The 17984-nt window shown below is 61.0% G+C and carries 13 protein-coding genes, 2 tRNA genes and 3 rRNA genes; 7 read left to right on the forward strand and 11 right to left on the reverse strand.

Features of this window, described 5'->3' with window-relative positions; translation table 11 throughout:
* Positions 1–80 precede the first annotated feature (80 nt).
* Both RKE25_RS00435 and RKE25_RS00440 read left to right on the forward strand, forming a co-directional pair.
* Positions 81–1901 (forward strand): GspE/PulE family protein, encoded by a 1821-nt coding sequence (locus tag RKE25_RS00435; RefSeq protein ID WP_311840309.1) that lies wholly within the window; start codon positions 81–83, stop codon positions 1899–1901.
* Positions 1902–1919: 18 nt separating this feature from the next.
* Positions 1920–2645, forward strand: coding sequence for a glutamine amidotransferase (locus RKE25_RS00440; RefSeq protein WP_311840310.1), 726 nt, complete (start codon positions 1920–1922; stop codon positions 2643–2645).
* A 2-nt stretch (positions 2646–2647) separates the two neighbouring features.
* On the opposite strand, the gene RKE25_RS00445 is transcribed toward RKE25_RS00440, so the two are convergent.
* From RKE25_RS00445 to tyrS, 8 genes are all read right to left on the reverse strand, one after another.
* Positions 2648–2974 carry a DUF1820 family protein gene (locus tag RKE25_RS00445; protein ID WP_311840311.1) on the reverse strand — a complete coding sequence of 109 codons (327 nt, stop codon included), beginning with the start codon at positions 2972–2974 and terminating at the stop codon, positions 2648–2650.
* Positions 2975–2983: 9 nt separating this feature from the next.
* Positions 2984–3622: a rhomboid family intramembrane serine protease gene (locus RKE25_RS00450; RefSeq protein WP_311840312.1), complete on the reverse strand. Its 639-nt coding sequence runs from the start codon at positions 3620–3622 to the stop codon at positions 2984–2986.
* 343 nt (positions 3623–3965) lie between these two features.
* Positions 3966–4078: ribosomal RNA gene (rrf, locus tag RKE25_RS00455) — 5S ribosomal RNA — on the reverse strand.
* Positions 4079–4196: 118 nt separating this feature from the next.
* Positions 4197–7075 (reverse strand): 23S ribosomal RNA (locus RKE25_RS00460).
* 188 nt (positions 7076–7263) lie between these two features.
* A tRNA-Ala gene (locus RKE25_RS00465) sits at positions 7264–7339 on the reverse strand.
* A 4-nt stretch (positions 7340–7343) separates the two neighbouring features.
* A tRNA-Ile gene (locus RKE25_RS00470) sits at positions 7344–7420 on the reverse strand.
* 110 nt (positions 7421–7530) lie between these two features.
* Positions 7531–9075: ribosomal RNA gene (locus RKE25_RS00475) — 16S ribosomal RNA — on the reverse strand.
* Together the 16S, 23S and 5S rRNA genes with 2 tRNA genes alongside form the textbook arrangement of a ribosomal RNA operon.
* A gap of 454 nt (positions 9076–9529) precedes the next feature.
* A complete protein-coding gene (tyrS, locus tag RKE25_RS00480; RefSeq protein WP_311840313.1) occupies positions 9530–10741 on the reverse strand; it encodes a tyrosine--tRNA ligase in 1212 nt (403 codons plus the stop codon).
* Positions 10742–10923: 182 nt separating this feature from the next.
* On the opposite strand from tyrS, the gene RKE25_RS00485 reads away from it, so the two are divergent.
* The gene (locus tag RKE25_RS00485) at positions 10924–12366 is read left to right on the forward strand and encodes a peptidoglycan DD-metalloendopeptidase family protein (RefSeq protein WP_311840314.1); all 1443 of its coding nucleotides are present in this window, start codon (positions 10924–10926) and stop codon (positions 12364–12366) included.
* A gap of 8 nt (positions 12367–12374) precedes the next feature.
* The gene (locus RKE25_RS00490) at positions 12375–13493 is read left to right on the forward strand and encodes an anhydro-N-acetylmuramic acid kinase (RefSeq protein ID WP_311840315.1); all 1119 of its coding nucleotides are present in this window, start codon (positions 12375–12377) and stop codon (positions 13491–13493) included.
* On the opposite strand, the gene RKE25_RS00495 is transcribed toward RKE25_RS00490, so the two are convergent.
* From RKE25_RS00495 to RKE25_RS00505, 3 genes are all read right to left on the reverse strand, one after another.
* Complete coding sequence (locus RKE25_RS00495; RefSeq protein ID WP_311840316.1) at positions 13485–13793, reverse strand: hypothetical protein; 309 nt, start codon at positions 13791–13793, stop codon at positions 13485–13487. The genes RKE25_RS00490 and RKE25_RS00495 overlap by 9 nt on opposite strands.
* A 137-nt stretch (positions 13794–13930) precedes the next feature.
* Positions 13931–15166, reverse strand: coding sequence for an MFS transporter (locus tag RKE25_RS00500; protein WP_311842292.1), 1236 nt, complete (start codon positions 15164–15166; stop codon positions 13931–13933).
* Positions 15167–15233: 67 nt separating this feature from the next.
* Positions 15234–16004, reverse strand: a complete 771-nt coding sequence (locus tag RKE25_RS00505) for an exodeoxyribonuclease III (protein ID WP_311840317.1) — start codon at positions 16002–16004, stop codon at positions 15234–15236.
* 35 nt (positions 16005–16039) lie between these two features.
* Between RKE25_RS00505 and RKE25_RS00510 the strand changes: the two genes are divergently transcribed.
* The 3 genes from RKE25_RS00510 to RKE25_RS00520 all read left to right on the forward strand — a co-directional run bounded on the left by RKE25_RS00510 (position 16040) and on the right by RKE25_RS00520 (position 17945).
* Complete coding sequence (locus tag RKE25_RS00510; RefSeq protein ID WP_311840318.1) at positions 16040–16534, forward strand: GNAT family N-acetyltransferase; 495 nt, start codon at positions 16040–16042, stop codon at positions 16532–16534.
* 25 nt (positions 16535–16559) lie between these two features.
* Entirely contained in the window at positions 16560–17207 is a 648-nt protein-coding gene (gene pyrE, locus RKE25_RS00515; RefSeq protein ID WP_311840319.1) for an orotate phosphoribosyltransferase, read from the forward strand.
* Positions 17208–17306: 99 nt separating this feature from the next.
* A complete protein-coding gene (locus RKE25_RS00520; protein WP_311840320.1) occupies positions 17307–17945 on the forward strand; it encodes a DUF4124 domain-containing protein in 639 nt (212 codons plus the stop codon).
* Positions 17946–17984: the final 39 nt, after the last annotated feature.

Genomic DNA, 17984 nt, shown 5'->3' on the forward strand with positions numbered 1-17984 from the left:
CTGGAATAAAGCGGGTTAGTATAGCGGCGCACTATGCTTGTCGCCTGATCGCGCACAGAAAACCCAGGGGAATCCAACGCATGGCCGCCTCACCGCAAATCGCGTCCCTGCTAGGCCGGCGCGGCAAGCTCACCCTCGAGGACGTGCTGGCCGCCCTGGTCGTGGACGGCTTCGTGCTTGCCGACGACGCCAAAGAGGTGCGCATGGGTGTGCGCGGTGGCCGCTCGGCGGTCGAGCTTCACCCACTGGTGCTGATCGCCAACGCCAAGTTGCCCAACCAGCGGGACCCGGGACGTCCGCTCAGTCTCGAAGTGCTGACGGAATGGCTGGCCACGCACGCTGGGCTGCCGTACCTCAAGATCGACCCGATGAAGATCAATGTGGCGGCCGTGACCCAGGTCGTCAGCAATGCGTATGCCACGCGTCATCGCATCCTGCCAGTCGCGGCTTCGCCGGGCGAGGTGACCTTCGCCACCTGCGAGCCATTCGACGCGGCGTGGGCGACTGACTTGTCGCACATGATCCGCCGCGACGTGAAGCGCGTGGTTTCCAATCCGCTGGACATCAACCGCTATCTGCTCGAGTTCTATGGCGTGCAGCGATCCATCCAGCTGGCACAGGATGCCAAGGCGAGCGGCTACGACTCGTCGGCCATCCTCAATTTCGAGCAGCTGGTGGAGCTGGGTAAGAGCGGCGAAGTCGGCGCCGACGACAGGCACGTCGTCCACATCGTCGACTGGCTATTGCAGTACGCGTTCGAACAGCGTGCGTCGGATATCCATCTAGAGCCCAGACGCGATGCGGGACAGATGCGCTTCCGTATCGATGGCATCATGCACAAGGTGTTCGAGCTGCCTCCGCCCGTAATGACGGCGGTAACGGCGCGCATCAAGATCCTTTCGCGCATGGACGTGGCCGAGAAGCGGCGCCCTCAGGACGGCCGCATCAAAACCCGTTCGGCCGGCGGGCGCGAAGTCGAACTGCGTATCTCCACCATGCCGACGGCGTTCGGCGAAAAGGTCGTGATGCGTATTTTTGACCCGGACATCGTCGCGAAGGATTTCTCGCAGCTGGGCTTTTCGCCGGAGGAGGACGTCAGCTGGCGAAGCATGGTCGAGCGTCCGCACGGCATCGTGCTGGTGACCGGCCCGACCGGATCGGGCAAGACCACCACGCTCTATTCCACGCTGAAGCATCTGGCCACGCCGGAGCTCAACGTCTGCACCGTCGAAGATCCGATCGAAATGGTGTCGCCGGAGCTGAACCAAATGCAGGTGCAGGCTTCGATCGATTTGGATTTTGCAGCGGGCGTACGCACGCTGCTGCGCCAGGATCCGGACATCATCATGGTCGGCGAAATCCGCGACCTGGAAACCGCGCAGATGGCGGTACAGGCATCGCTTACCGGCCATCTGGTGCTCTCCACGCTGCACACCAATGATGCACCGAGCGCCGTGACACGCCTGCTCGATCTAGGTGTTCCGCATTATCTGATTCAATCCACGCTGACCGGCGTGGTGGCCCAGCGCCTGGTGAGAACCTTGTGCCCGCATTGCAAACAGGCAGCGAGCCAGGATCCCCATGAGTGGACGGCGCTGACCCACGGCTGGTCGGTGCCGCTGCCGGAAACGGTGTACAAGCCAGTGGGTTGCCTGGAATGCCGGAATACCGGCTTTATGGGCCGCACGGGTATCTATGAGATGCTGCTTTTGTCGGCACGGCTCAGGGGGCTCATTTCCGCTCAGCTGGACCTGGGCCGCTTCGGCACGGCTGCCTTGGCTGAAGGCATGCGCCCCTTGCGCATTTCGGCAGCCGCACAGGTGGCTCGCGGGCTGACAACGGTGCAGGAGGTACTCACCGTGCTGCCTCCGATCGAATTGCCGGAAGGGCATTCTCACTAGAAGCGTTATCGCAGTCTCATGAAGCCAGTTCTGATTATCCGTACCGGCCGCGCACCGGATCCGATCCGCGCACGCCATGGCGATTTCCCGCACTGGTTCCGCCTCGGGGCGCAGCTATCGGTCGCGCGTCTGAGGGTTATCGACGTCGCCGCGGGCGAAACGCTGCCCGCACCCGAGGAAGTTGCAGGCGCGCTCATCACTGGATCTGCCGCGATGGTGACAGAGCGAGCGCCTTGGAGTGAACGTACCGCCGGTTGGATCCGGGACGCCATGGACGTGGAATTGCCTCTGTTCGGCGTCTGCTATGGCCATCAGCTGATGGCTCACGCCCTGGGCGGCCGGGTGGATTATTTGCCCGGTGGCAGAGAGATCGGGACGTTGCCGATTCAGGTCTCGCAAGATGCCCGGCATGATCCGGTGGCGTCGGCGCTTCCATCTTCCTTCCGCGCTCATACCACGCATGAACAGAGCGTATTGGAAGTACCTCGGGGCGTTGCGGTGCTCGCGAGTTCCGCGCGCGATCCTCATCACCTTCTGCGCTACGGCAGGAATGCGATGAGCGTGCAATTCCATCCGGAGTTCAATGCGGACGTGATGCGTGCCTACATCCACCGGAAACGGATGGATATGCATCGGGAAGGATTCGATCCGCACCATACATTCCGGCAGGTAGCGCCAACGCCGATCGCGAGGCGGCTGCTACGGCATTTCGCACGGCATCATGGCATTGCGGTCAGCCAATAGCGCTAGCGGCCGTTCCGGGGCGGCATCGGGAACGGCATGACTTTCTGGCCATCGGCCGCGTCGCGTATCGCCAGGGTGCCCCTGCGCTCGACTTCTTCAATACGGACGATCGCCTGCATGGGCAGGTGAAGTACCCGTGTGTCCTTGAACTCTTCGCGCAGCTTTTCCTCGGTGGGGTCTACCACCAATCCCTCGCCTGCCGTCTCGAAGACAAGCTCACCTACCTCGGTGAAGCCCCAGAGTGCGCTCGATGCGACGTGACGGGCGTAGAGCTCGTAACTCTTTCCCAAGTGCAGGAAGGTGACCTTGTAGAGTTTCTTTTGGCGCATGGCCGTATTTTATCCACGCATCCGGCGAAGGACCGCGCTACGGGAAAACAGCGCGAAGATCACGCCGAACAGGAACCCGGCGATGTGCGTCCACCAGACCACCGCGCCATAGCTGGGGCCGGCGTAACTGAAGAGCAGTTGTAGCAACACCCAGATGCCGATCAGCAGAAATGCCGGCACACGCACGAATTCGAGATACAGGCCCAACGGCAGAACCAGCCCTAACCGTTCGCGCGGAAACAAGGCAATGTACGCCCCAAGCACGGCCGAGACAGCGCCACTGCAACCAATGATTGGCGAATGCACGCCTGCGAGCGATAGCGCTCCAACCAGATTGGCAACTACTCCGCCCAGCAGAAACAGCAGCAAGAAGCGCGTTGCGCCCAACGTGCGTTCGGAAGGGAGCCCAAAAATTACGAGGAACAACATGTTGCCAAGGACATGCAACCAGGCAACATGGATGAAAAGCGCGGTCACCAAGCGAAGCAACGACGAATCGTGCAGCTGCGCGAGCACCGGTTCATGGGTGTCAAAGATATTCGCGGGCACCGTTCCCCATTCGAGCAGCAGGGAAAGTCGCTGTCGTGGCGGGAGTATCGCCAAACCGATGAAACTCAGGACGCAGAGCAGGACCAACAGTATGGTCACCCATGGCTGTCGCTGGCGGCGCCTCGTTTCGATTTGGACAAACACGCGGGCGTCCAATGGGTGGCCTGGAGTGAACGAATAATAGGCCAAGCTCGACTTTGGCGATGCAAAAGCGATGGTGCGCGGAAGCCTGCGAAGCTTTCGAGCCCGGAAGATTGCCGATGCCGTCGGGAGGGTGACGCTCGCGCCATGGCTGGGCGGCAGCCCGATGATCGTGCGACGGTGCAGCGGGTGCTGCGGTCGAGGCACTGGAGGTGCTTATGTGCGAAACAGCCGGAGAAGGGCTGAGGAAGAGCCATAAAAAAAACCCTCACCGTGAGGTGAGGGTTTTTCAGGATAAAGCCCCTGGCGATGACCTACTCTTGCATGGCAAGCCACACTACCATCGGCGCAGCTGCGTTTCACTTCCGAGTTCGGGATGGGATCGGGTGGGACCACAGCGCTATCGTCGCCAGGGAAAGGGTGCTGGACAGCGCTAGGGAGCGCCGGTCCGGCAGATGGAGTAAACGAGTGACAAACGTCTTGGATGAACTTTGCGAGATGCTCGCTGAGCTGCGAAGCGTCTTGGGGTTATATGGTCAAGCCGCACGGCTCATTAGTACGCGTAAGCTCAATGCATTGCTGCACTTCCACACCGCGCCTATCAACCACCTAGTCTAGATGGGGCCTTAAGGAGTCTCTAGGACTCGGGAGATCTCATCTTGGGGCGTGCTTCCCGCTTAGATGCTTTCAGCGGTTATCACTTCCGTTCGTAGCTACCGGGCAATGCCATGGGCATGACAACCCGAACACCAGCGGAACGTCCACTCCGGTCCTCTCGTACTAGGAGCAGCCCCCCTCAAATCTCCAACGCCCACGACAGATAGGGACCGAACTGTCTCACGACGTTCTGAACCCAGCTCGCGTACCACTTTAAATGGCGAACAGCCATACCCTTGGGACCGACTACAGCCCCAGGATGTGATGAGCCGACATCGAGGTGCCAAACACCGCCGTCGATATGAACTCTTGGGCGGTATCAGCCTGTTATCCCCGGAGTACCTTTTATCCGTTGAGCGATGGCCCTTCCATACAGAACCACCGGATCACTAAGACCTACTTTCGTACCTGCTTGATCCGTCGATCTCGCAGTCAAGCACGCTTATGCCTTTGCACACAGTGCGCGATGTCCGACCGCGCTGAGCGTACCTTCGTGCTCCTCCGTTACTCTTTGGGAGGAGACCGCCCCAGTCAAACTACCCACCACACACGGTCCCCGATCCGGATTACGGACCTAGGTTAGAACGTCAAGCACTTCAGGGTGGTATTTCAAGGATGGCTCCACCGAAACTAGCGTCTCGGTTTCATAGCCTCCCACCTATCCTACACAGAAGAACTCAACGTTCAGTGTGAAGCTGTAGTAAAGGTTCACGGGGTCTTTCCGTCTTGCCGCGGGAACGCTGCATCTTCACAGCGATTTCAATTTCACTGAGTCTCGGGTGGAGACAGCGCCGCTGTCGTTACGCCATTCGTGCAGGTCGGAACTTACCCGACAAGGAATTTCGCTACCTTAGGACCGTTATAGTTACGGCCGCCGTTTACTGGGGCTTCGATCAAGAGCTTCGCCTTGCGGCTGACCCCATCAATTAACCTTCCAGCACCGGGCAGGCGTCACACCCTATACGTCCACTTTCGTGTTTGCAGAGTGCTGTGTTTTTGATAAACAGTCGCAGCGGCCAGGTTACTGCGACCCTTCTCAGCTCAGCTACGCATGTAGCCACCAAAAAGGGCGCACCTTCTCCCGAAGTTACGGTGCCATTTTGCCTAGTTCCTTCACCCGAGTTCTCTCAAGCGCCTTGGGATTCTCACCCTGCCTACCAGTGTCGGTTTACGGTACGGTTTCTCTGCAGCTGAAGCTTAGTGGCTTTTCCTGGAAGCGTAGTATCAGTCACTTCGCCCAATAGGGCTCGTCTCGGTGCTCGGTGTATGTGATCCCGGATTTGCCAAAGATCACCACCTACCGCCTTTCCCCGGGACAACCAACGCCCGGTAGACCTAACTTTCTCCGTCCCCACATCGCACTGCAGACAAGTGCCGGAATATTAACCGGCTTCCCATCGACTACGCATTTCTGCCTCGCCTTAGGGGCCGACTCACCCTGCGCCGATGAACGTTGCGCGAGGAAACCTTGGGCTTTCGGCGTGCGGGCTTTTCACCCGCATTATCGTTACTCATGTCAGCATTCGCACTTCCGATACCTCCAGCAGGCTTCTCAACCCACCTTCACAGGCTTACGGAACGCTCCTCTACCGCGCACACAAAGTGTGCACCCCGAGCTTCGGTGTAGTGCTTAGCCCCGTTAAATCTTCCGCGCAGGCCGACTCGACCAGTGAGCTATTACGCTTTCTTTAAAGGGTGGCTGCTTCTAAGCCAACCTCCTGGCTGTCTATGCCTTCCCACATCGTTTTCCACTTAGCACTAACTTTGGGACCTTAGCTGCGGGTCTGGGTTGTTTCCCTTTTCACGACGGACGTTAGCACCCGCCGTGTGTCTCCCGTACAGTCTGTCCTGGTATTCGGAGTTTGCCATGGTTTGCTAAGTCGCGATGACCCGCTAGCCATAACAGTGCTCTACCCCCAGGAAGATACATACGAGGCGCTACCTAAATAGCTTTCGAGGAGAACCAGCTATCTCCGAGTTTGTTTAGCCTTTCACTCCTATCCTCAGCTCATCCCCATCTATTGCAACAGATGTGGGTTCGGTCCTCCAGTGCGTGTTACCGCACCTTCAACCTGGCCAAGGATAGATCACTCGGTTTCGGGTCTACTGCCAGAGACTATGCGCCCTATTCAGACTCGGTTTCCCTTCGCCTCCCCTAGACGGTTAAGCTCGCCACTGACAGTAAGTCGCTGACCCATTATACAAAAGGTACGCAGTCACCCTTGCGGGCTTCCACTGCTTGTACGTATACGGTTTCAGGGTCTATTTCACTCCCCTCTCCGGGGTTCTTTTCGCCTTTCCCTCACGGTACTTGTTCGCTATCGGTCGGTCAGGAGTATTTAGCCTTGGAGGATGGTCCCCCCATGTTCAGACAGGGTTTCACGTGCCCCGCCTTACTCAATTTCACACAACGTGCCTTTTCGCCTACGGGGCTATCACCCGCTATGGCCGGCCTTTCCAGACCCTTCGACTAAAACATGCTGTGCTTTTGGGCTAGTCCGCGTTCGCTCGTCGCTACTGACGGAATCTCGGTTGATTTCTTTTCCTCCGGGTACTTAGATATTTCAGTTCCCCGGGTTCGCTTCCAGCACCTATGAATTCAGTACTGGATACTGCCGAAGCAGTGGGTTTCCCCATTCGGACATTGCCGGATCAAAGCTTGTTGCCAGCTCCCCGACACTTTTCGCAGGCTGCCACGTCCTTCATCGCCTCTGACCGCCAAGGCATCCACCGTATACGCTTGGTCGCTTGACCATATAACCCCAAGTCGCCTCAGGGCTAACGCCAAACAACGCGTTCGCTTAATTGCCTCAACGACACATCTCGGTTTGGTTTCAAACCAAGACGCTTGTCACTCGTTTACATTGTCAAAGAACACGAAAGCGGCCACAGTGCCGTCTCGCTTCAAAATCTTTTCGTGTGCGCTACATATCCGCGTGAACTGGTGGAGCCAGTCGGGATCGAACCGACGACCCCCTGCTTGCAAAGCAGGTGCTCTCCCAGCTGAGCTATGGCCCCAAAGTGGTGGGTCTGGGAGGACTCGAACCACCGGCCTCACCCTTATCAGGGGTGCGCTCTAACCACCTGAGCTACAGACCCATAAAGCTATAGGCCCCCACATCGAATGGGATGGGCCAGGCATGTCTTTTACATGCGGATATGCAGGTGTCTTGTGTGGACGTCTTGCGGAGGAGGTTCTGTCGTTCTCGAAAGGAGGTGATCCAGCCGCACCTTCCGATACGGCTACCTTGTTACGACTTCACCCCAGTCATGAACCACTCCGTGGTCGTCGCCCTCCTTGCGGTTAGGCTAACGGCTTCTGGAGCAACTCACTCCCATGGTGTGACGGGCGGTGTGTACAAGGCCCGGGAACGTATTCACCGCAGCATAGCTGATCTGCGATTACTAGCGATTCCGACTTCATGGAGTCGAGTTGCAGACTCCAATCCGGACTGGGATCGGCTTTCTGGGATTGGCTCCACCTCGCGGTATTGCAACCCTCTGTACCGACCATTGTAGTACGTGTGTAGCCCTGGCCGTAAGGGCCATGATGACTTGACGTCATCCCCACCTTCCTCCGGTTTGTCACCGGCAGTCTCCTTAGAGTTCCCACCATTACGTGCTGGCAACTAAGGACAAGGGTTGCGCTCGTTGCGGGACTTAACCCAACATCTCACGACACGAGCTGACGACAGCCATGCAGCACCTGTGTTCTGATTCCCGAAGGCACTCCCGCATCTCTGCAGGATTCCAGACATGTCAAGGCCAGGTAAGGTTCTTCGCGTTGCATCGAATTAAACCACATACTCCACCGCTTGTGCGGGCCCCCGTCAATTCCTTTGAGTTTCAGTCTTGCGACCGTACTCCCCAGGCGGCGAACTTAACGCGTTAGCTTCGACACTGATCTCCGAGTTGAGACCAACATCCAGTTCGCATCGTTTAGGGCGTGGACTACCAGGGTATCTAATCCTGTTTGCTCCCCACGCTTTCGTGCCTCAGCGTCAGTGTTGATCCAGATGGCCGCCTTCGCCACTGATGTTCCTCCCGATCTCTACGCATTTCACCGCTACACCGGGAATTCCACCATCCTCTATCACACTCTAGCTTCCCAGTATCCACTGCCATTCCCAGGTTGAGCCCGGGGATTTCACAGCAGACTTAAGAAACCGCCTACGCACGCTTTACGCCCAGTAATTCCGATTAACGCTTGCACCCTTCGTATTACCGCGGCTGCTGGCACGAAGTTAGCCGGTGCTTATTCCTCAGGTACCGTCAGCCCCACCGGGTATTAGCCGGTAGTATTTCGCTCCTGATAAAAGTGCTTTACAACCCGAAGGCCTTCTTCACACACGCGGCATTGCTGGATCAGGCTTTCGCCCATTGTCCAATATTCCCCACTGCTGCCTCCCGTAGGAGTCTGGGCCGTGTCTCAGTCCCAGTGTGGCTGATCATCCTCTCAGACCAGCTATCGATCGTCGCCTTGGTGAGCCATTACCTCACCAACTAGCTAATCGAACATCGGTCCATCCAACCGCGCGAGGTCCGAAGATCCCCCGCTTTCTCCCGTAGGACGTATGCGGTATTAGCGTAAGTTTCCCTACGTTATCCCCCACGTCTGGGCAGGTCCCGATGCATTACTCACCCGTCCGCCACTCGCCACCCATGGAGCAAGCTCCACTGTGCTGCCGTTCGACTTGCATGTGTTAGGCATGCCGCCAGCGTTCAATCTGAGCCAGGATCAAACTCTTCACTTAAGTTTTCGATCAACCGAAGTCGATCTATCTTTCTGAAGCGTTGTCCTAACCGTAAAACGTCAAGCTTTGAATTGACTCTTAGGTTAGACGCTTGCATTTGTGGACAGTTGTTCCATCCACCGCAAGGCGCCCACACAAGTCACCTGCGCACACTGTCAAAGATCAATCACTTGCGACTCTTTCTTCGAATCGCTCCAGAACATTTCGTCCCGGGTGAGCCGCCCATTCTACATCGTCTTTCCTGTCCGTCAACACCTGCAGCAAAGAATTTTTGCTGCCGTTGTTGCCGTTGCGGGGAAGCCGTCGCGGCGGGGTGGCGAATACTAGGGAGGGCCTACCTGTTTGGCAAGCGATTTCGTGAATTTTTTTGAAGTTTTTTGTAAGCGCTTGTTCTGACAAGCGCAGGGACGAAAAGACCAGCGCGCGATGACCTAGAGGCCACCGCGCGTTGCCGTCAACCGAGCTTGAGCGCCACGCGCGCGAAGTTGCGCTTACCAACCTGGAGCACAGCCTCAAAGCCCGGTCCGAACGTTTGTTGCGGATCCTCCACGACTTCAGAGTCGATACGCACGGCGCGCTCCTTGAGTTTGCGGTTCGCTTCCGAGTTGCTTGCCGTCAGCCCCGCAGCCGTGAGCAGTGCGGGCAAGCGCAACCCCTCGGTCGGCACCGAAATCTCGGTAAGCGGCAGCAGACTCGTGTCGCCCTCACCCCGCACCACCGCATGCCAGCCGGCGATCGCTTGCTCAGCCGCCGCCGCGCCCTGGAACCGGGCGGCGAGCTCGCGCGCCAGGCGCAGCTTGGCGTCGCGCGGGTTCAGTGCACCGCTTTCCACTTCGCGCTTCATACGCGCGATCTCGTCCAGCGATACCTCGAAGCTCAGTAATTCGAACCATCGCCACATCAGTTCGTCGCCGATCTTCATCGTCTTGGTAACGATGTCGATGGCTGGCTCGTTGATGCCAATGTAATTGCCAAGCGACTTGGACATCTTGTGCACGCCATCCAGGCCTTCCAGCAATGGCATGGTCAGCACGATCTGCGGCGGCTGCCCATGGTGCTCCTGCAGCGCGCGCCCCATCAGCAGATTGAACTTCTGGTCCGTGCCGCCCAGCTCGACGTCACACTTGAGCGCGACCGAGTCGTAGCCCTGCACCAGCGGATAGAGAAATTCGTGGATCGCAATTGACTGCTGCACCGCATACCGCTTGGCGAAGTCGTCGCGCTCGAGCATGCGTGCCACCGTGTGCTGCGCCGCCAGGCGAATCATGTCCGCAGCCGTCATTTTGCCGAACCATTCGGAGTTGAAACGAAGTTCGGTCTTTTCGCGGTCAAGCACCTTGAAGACCTGCTCGGCGTACGTCTCGGCATTGGCTAGCACGTCCTCACGCGTAAGTGGCTTGCGAGTGACGTTCTTGCCCGTCGGGTCGCCGATCATGCCGGTGAAGTCGCCAATGAGAAAAATCACCTGATGCCCGAGGTCCTGGAATTGACGCATCTTGTTCAGCAGGACCGTGTGACCAAGGTGCAGATCCGGTGCCGTCGGATCGAAACCCGCCTTGATGCGCAGCGGCCTCCCCTTCTTGAGGCGCTCGACCAGCTCTTCCTGCTTGATAATTTCGTCGGCGCCGCGCGCGATGGTGGCCAGCGCCTGCTCAAGCTCGCTCATGTATTCCTCGGATCCCGGTTATTCGGCGGCCAAAGAAGCGACGGCCGCCACGTCGTGGCGTTAATTGTGCGTTAATCAGAAAACTCGCGCAAACCCTTGATGGGAAAGGCATTGACGCCCTTTGCACAGGGCCGCTATGGTACGCCGCATTACATAAATTTGTACCGCGGGGCACGCAGGGCATGGGAGAGGCAAGAAAGATCGCGCGCACGGCGCGCAAGCAGGCTATCCGTCGAAAGGCGCAGCGCAGGCACTCTCACTTCTACGAACGCTTCTCCCACTGGTCGTTCTGCAATCACAACGAGGCCGAGCCCATCCGTTGGCATCGTGAGCGATGGATGCTTGCCGGCACGGCGCTCCTGCTCACCGCGCTTTCCGGCTTCATCATTCCCGCCTGGGCCAGCGCGATGCGGCCCGACCCCGTTTCTTCCGCCCACGCCTTCCTCCCGCTCGCCCTGCCCAAGGCGCTGCCCACCACGGTCCGGACGCCCACGGTGGAAGACTGGCGCATCGTGCAGGTTCGCCCCGGTCAGACGCTCTCCGACATTTTCCAGGGCCAGGGGCTCAGCCTCGCCGATCTGCAGAATGTGATGGACGAAGCCGGCGACGCAGGGAAGGCACTGCACAACATTCGTCCCGGCCAGGAATTCGACTTCCTTCTCGCCAACGACGGCAGCCTGCGCGGCATCCGCTTCGACAAGGACGAAGCCAGCCGCGTCACGGTACGCTTCGACGGCGACAAGCCCACGGTCGTAGCTCAGGCCCGCGAAGTGGAGCGCCGCGAACACGTCGCACACGGCGCCATCGACAGCTCGCTGTTCGCCGCCGGCGCCAAGGCCGGCATGAGCACGGCGATGGTTCTCAAGCTGGCGGATCTCTTCAAGTACGACATCGACTTCGTGCAGGACCTGCGCGAAGGCGACACCTTCACGGTAATCTACGACGACATCTATCGCGATGGCGGCTACCTGCGCGAAGGCGACATCGTCGCCGCCGAATTCGTCAATCAGGGTCAGCGCTACACGGCCTATCGCTTCAAGAAGGACGACGGCTCCTACGGCTGGTTCAGCGAGGATGGCCGCCCGCTGCAGAAGTCGTTCCTGCGTATTCCCGTCGACTTCACTCGTATCTCTTCGCAGTTCAGCGCCGCACGCATGCACCCGGTGCTGGGCCTGATGCGTGCGCACAAGGGCGTGGACTACGCGGCGCCCACTGGCACACCCATCCACGCAGCCGGCGACGGCGTGATCAAGTACAAGGGATGGATGAACGGTTACGGCAACTTCGTGATCGTCCAGCACAACAGCTCGATCAGCACCGCCTACGGCCACATGTCCAAATTTGCCAACGTGAAAGTGGGCCAGCATGTCAGCCAGGGATCGGTGATCGGTTATGTCGGCATGACGGGCCTGGCCACCGGCCCGCATCTGCATTACGAATTCCGCGTCAATGATGTGCAGCGCGACCCGCAGAAGGTCACACTGCCCAAGCCCGAGCCGCTGCCGGCAGTGCAGCTGGCGAGGTTCAAGTCCCAGGTGGTGCAGCCGCAGCTCGCCCGCCTGAAAACCTTGGACAACAACATCAAGCTGGCCCGCGTGGACGGCTCCAAGCGCAACGACGACTGAGCCAGCACGTGGATGATGCTTCGGCGCTTTATATCGGACTGATCTCAGGAACCAGCGCGGACGGCATCGACGCCGCGCTGGTTCGCTTCGAACGCGACCGACCCCGGCTTCTCGCCGCCCTCACCCATCCCTGGCCCGACGAGCTGCGTACGCGCATCCTGGCGATGGCGCAGGACGAGACGCGGCTCGACCTGGATGCTTACGGCCGCCTCGACGTCGCCATCGGCGAATGCTTCGCCGCCGCGACCTTGCGCTTGCTGGAAGACAGCAGCACAACGTCGGCCGAGGTACGGGCGATCGGCTCGCACGGCCAGACCCTGCGCCACCGCCCCCATGGCGAACACCCTTTCACGCTGCAGGTAGGCGATCCGTCGGTGATCGCCGAGCGTTGCCGCATCGACGTCGTGGCCGATTTCCGTCGCGCGGATGTCGCCGCCGGTGGTCAGGGCGCACCACTGCTGCCGGCGGTACACGCCATGCTGCTCGGGTCACCCGGCCGCACCCGGGTGGTGCTCAACCTTGGCGGCATCGCGAACATCACGGTGCTAGCCGCGGATGGCCGCGTCTTCGGCTTCGACACCGGACCCGCCAACGGCCTGATGGACGCCTGGTGCCTTCGGCATCGCGGCGAGGCATTCGACCGGAATGGGGCGTTCGCGCGCGCTGGCTCGGTCGACAGCGAACTTCTCGCAGCCTTGCTGGCCGACCCGTACTTCGCGCTTCCTCCCCCCAAGAGCACGGGCAGGGAACATTTTCATCTGGCCTGGCTGGAGCAGCAGACACGACTGTCCCTGCTTTCACCCGCCGACGTACAAGCCACCCTGCTGGAACTCTCGGCGCGCAGCGTGGCCGACGCGGTCGACCGCCACGCCCCTGACGCCACGGAAGTCCTGGCCTGCGGCGGCGGCGTGCACAACAGCGCGCTGATGGAACGGCTGGCCACCTTGCTGAAGCCGCGCGCAGTGCGCAGCACGGCCGACGAAGGCGTCGACCCGGATTATCTGGAGGCCATGGCGTTCGCCTGGCTTGCCCGGCAACGCCTGCTGGGGCTCCCGGGTAACCTGCCCGCCGTCACGGGCGCCCGCGGACCGCGCGTCCTGGGCGCGGTCTATCCCGCCTCAGCCTAAGGTTTCGTCGGACAAGGCCAGCTGGGCCGGGGAAAGCTGCGTAGGCCGGGCCAGGGAAAGCGCCTGCACGGCCTCCTGGAACACCGCCTTCTCACGCGCGTCCCACTGGCCGCTGAGCACGGTCAGTTCGCCCGGATCGAGCATGGTTTCCGCGAACACATTGCCTTGCTGCGCCATGCCCAAGCCATGCCGCAGCGCATGGAGCACCACGTCATTGATGGACCACTGACGGTCCTTGGCCAGCGACTTGATGCGCTCGGCCATGAGGGTATCGATATGGCGAATCACGATGTCCGGCACAGGCGCTTCTCCGTTCCACGCATGAGCCCCCTGACCGGCGTCATGGTGTACAGACGCGGGCCTCCTTGCAAGTCGGCCATCCGGGCGAATTCGCGGCATGGTTGGCAATCCCGATGGCCGACCCGGAGAAACTACGCCTAGCCGGGTGCCTCAGCCTCCCTGGCCTGCTCCGTCCTCCGATGGGAAGGCCAGAGATAGGCAAACAGCGCCATAGCCGGGAGCGCAGCGAGCACGGTGATGATGAAATACCCGCCATACCCCGACACGGCCACGATGCCTCCCGCAAAGAAGCCAAGCACCTTGCCCGGCAGGTTCACCAGTGAACTGAGCAGGGCATATTGCGTCGCCGTGTGCTGGCGATTCACCAGCATCGAGAGAAAAGCGACCGTCGGCGGGCCGAGCATGCCCTCGAAGAAGTTCTGCCCGGATATGGCCAGGGTCAGCATCACCAATTGGCCCTGGTGAGCGATCAGGAACAGGTAGAGCAAGTTGCTCACCGCGCCCAGCACGATGCATGCGCCGAGCGTCCGCCATGCGCCCCAGCGGGCCACCGCGGCGCCGCCGGCAAAGGCACCGAGGATGCCGATCCAGGTGCCATAGAGCTTGGTTACGGTGCCGATCTCGGTCTTGGAGAATCCCATGTCCCGATAGAACGGCCCCATGATGCCGCCGATGATCGCCTGCTCCGGGATCTTGAACAGCAGGATGAAAAGCAGCGTCAGCAAGGCGAGATGCAGACCGTAGCGCCGGAAGAAATCGGTAAAGGGCTCAATGATCCCTTCGCGCATTGCCTCCTCCCAGGTCGAAGGCGCCGCGCGGCGCACTTCCGGCTCGCGCATCCTCAGCGTGGTGAGGATCGGCAGCGCCATCGCCGCCGCCATCAGTACATAGATCGGAGCCCATGCCATGTGATCGGCGAGAATCAGCGCCAGCGCGCTGGACACGAGCAACCCGAACCGATAACCCAGCGCATAGGTGGCTACCAGGGCGCCCTGCGCCGAAGGCGGCGCGATCTCGATGCGATAGGCATCGACTGCGATGTCCTGCGTGGCACCCATGAAGGCGACCAGCAGCGTAGCCGCCACGAAGGGCACCAGTTGCTTCGGCGTGAGCATGGCCATCAACAGCAGCCCGACCACCACGCCCAGCTGGGCCAGCAACAGCCAGCCGCGCCGCTGACCCAGCCGGGCGAACAGCGGCAGGCGCCAGTGATCCAGCAAGGGCGCCCACAAGAACTTGAGCGCGTAGGTCATGCCAGCGCTCGCGATCATCGTGATGTCCTTCAGCACGATGCCGTTCTCTTTGAGCCAGAACGACAAGGTGTAGGACACCAGCAGAAACGGCAGGCCCGAGGAAAACCCCAGCAGGCACATCGTCCATGCGGAGGGCTGCGCGAACGCCCGCCAGATGGAAGCCTTGCCTGCCGCTTCCGACCCGGCCTCAGTCGGCATAATCGACCGTATACGGCGCGTGGTCGGAGAACCGCTCGTCGCGATAGATCGAGCACGACTTCAGGCGTTCCCGCAGCGAAGGCGTCACCACCTGGTAGTCGATGCGCCACCCCACGTTGTTCTCGCGCGCCCGCCCACGATTGGACCACCATGTGTATTCCACAGCGTCGGGCTTGATCGCGCGGAAGCTGTCCACCCAGCCGCGCTCCTTGAACAGTAGATCGAGCCACGCGCGCTCTTCGGGCAGGCAGCCGGAATTTTTCTGGTTCGAGGTCCAGTTCTTGATGTCGTTCTTCGTGTGGACGATGTTCCAGTCACCGCAGATCACGTAGTCGCGCCCGCTTTCCAGCCACTGCTGGAAGATCGGGGTGATCCAGTCCATGACCTGAAACTTGAACTGCTGTCGCTCGTCGCCCGAGGAGCCGGAGGGGACGTAAAGCGACACCACGCTCAGGTTGCCGAAACGCGCCTCGATATACCGCCCCTCGTCGTCGAACGGCGCCCAGCCCAGTGATGTCAGCACCTGATCCGGTTCGCGCTTGGCGTAGATCGCCACGCCGCTGTAACCCTTCTTGGTGCTGGCGTCGCGGTAGAAGCAATGATGGCCGTCCGGCCGGAACATGGGATCGCTGAGCTGATCTTCCTGCGCCTTGGTTTCCTGCAGGCAGACCACGTCCGCCTTCTGCTTGCGTAGCCAGTCGAACACGCCCTTGTTGGCGGCCGAGCGGATGCCATTGGCGTTCAGGCTGATGATGCGCATGCGGGTTCCTCGTGTGATGCGCCATCATAGCAATCATGTCCGAACCGCCCGCCATCCGCGTCGCGCCGGTCACCCCAGGGCTCCGACCCGCGGTGCTGGCCCTGCGCGTGCACCCCGATCAATACGCCTTCGTCAGCCCGATCGAGGCTTCGCTGGCCGACGCGGAACTCAGCCACGGCAGTACGCCGATGGCGATCCTGCACGGCGACACGGCCGTGGGTTATTACCGCATCGAACACCACGCCAGCACCATCGCCGAACGCGACTACGCCATGCCCGCGGTGGGCCTGCGCTCATTCTTCATCGGCACCGATTGGCAAGGCCGCGGCTTCGGCGCCCAGGCCATCGCCGCCTTGGTCGGAGACCTGGCGGAACGCCACCCGGAAGCGCGCCTGCTGGTGCTGACGGTGAACTGCCGCAATCTGCCGGCGCTGGCGCTGTACCGCCGTGCCGGCTTCGAGGACAGCGGGGCGCTGTACCATGGCGGCCGCTCCGGGCCGCAGCATCTGATGTGGCTCCGGCTCCCGTAACATTCGCCTGACCGAGACCTCCGCCGTGCACGACTACCAGCGCGACTTCATCGAACTCACCCTGCAGCGCGACGTGCTGCGCTTCGGCGAGTTCACGCTCAAATCCGGCCGCCTGAGCCCCTACTTCTTCAACATGGGCCGCATCGATTCCGGCGCCGCGCTCGCCCGGCTGGGCCGCGCCTACGCGTCGGCCATCGTCAACTCGGGCGTGCAAATCGACATGCTGTTCGGACCCGCCTACAAGGGCATTCCCCTCGCGGCGGCGACTGCCATCGCGCTGGCGGATCAGCACGACCGCGACATCCCCTGGGCCTACAACCGCAAGGAGGCCAAGGACCACGGCGAAGGCGGCGTCCTGGTCGGTGCACCGCTCCAGGGTCGCGTGCTGATCGTGGACGACGTGATGACCGCCGGCACGGCCGTGCGCGAATCGCTGGCGCTGATCCGGGCGCAGGGCGCCACGCCGGCGGGCGTGCTGATCGCGCTGGACCGCCAGGAGCGCGGGCAGGGAACGCGGTCCGCGGCGCAGGAGCTGACCGCCGAATTCGGCATCCCCGTCATCGCCATCACCAGCCTTGCCGACGTCATGGCCTATGCCGGCGAGCGGCCGGATCTGGCGGACGAATACCAACGCCTGCAGGCCTATCGCGAACGCTACGGCGTGGCCGCGTAAGCCATGGCGCATGGAGCGAACGGCGTCACATCCGCGAAGACGCCTTCGCCGGACTATGACCATGCCAAGGCTATACTCCCGCTCTCCAGGGGGAAGTCCATGCGTCGAACCAGCCTCATCCTTGCCGGCCTCGTGGCCGTCGCCTGCGCCCACGCGCAGAACCAGAGCAACAACGGCGTGCGCTACAAGTGGCACGACGGCCAAGGCCTGCCGCACTACAGCGACAGCCTGACCAGCGAAGCGATCAAGTACGGCTACGACGTGGTGAACGATCGTGGCCTGGTCATTCAGCACGTTGGCCGCCAGCTCAACCCGGAAGAGCGGGCCGCCGCCCGCAAGGCCGCCGACGAGCAGGCCGCGCAGCAACGGGCGGCCCAGGAGCAGGCACGCAACGATTCGCAGATGCTGTCTGCCTATCCCAACGAGGCGGACTACAAGGCTTCGCTGCAGCAGGAAATCGACAATATCGATCAGCAAATCCGCACCACGCAGATCAACCTGCACAGCCAGGAAAAAGCGCTGACGGATCTACTCACCCGTGCCGGTGACCTGGAGCGCGCCAAGCAGCCGGTACCGAAGTTTCTGAACGACAGCATCGCCAAGCAGCGCAACGTCGTGGCCGGCCAGCGTACGGCTCTGGACCGCCAGCAAGCGGCCCGCGACGCGGCCAGCACCCGCATGACCCAGCAGCTGCAGCATTACCGCGACTTGAAAGCGGCCCAGGCCAAGGACAAGTAAGCCCTCCCTACCGGGCAAAGAAAAACGCCACGCATAGCG

This window comes from Dyella sp. BiH032, assembly GCF_031954525.1.
In the GTDB taxonomy this organism is placed as follows: Bacteria; Pseudomonadota; Gammaproteobacteria; order Xanthomonadales; family Rhodanobacteraceae; genus Dyella_D.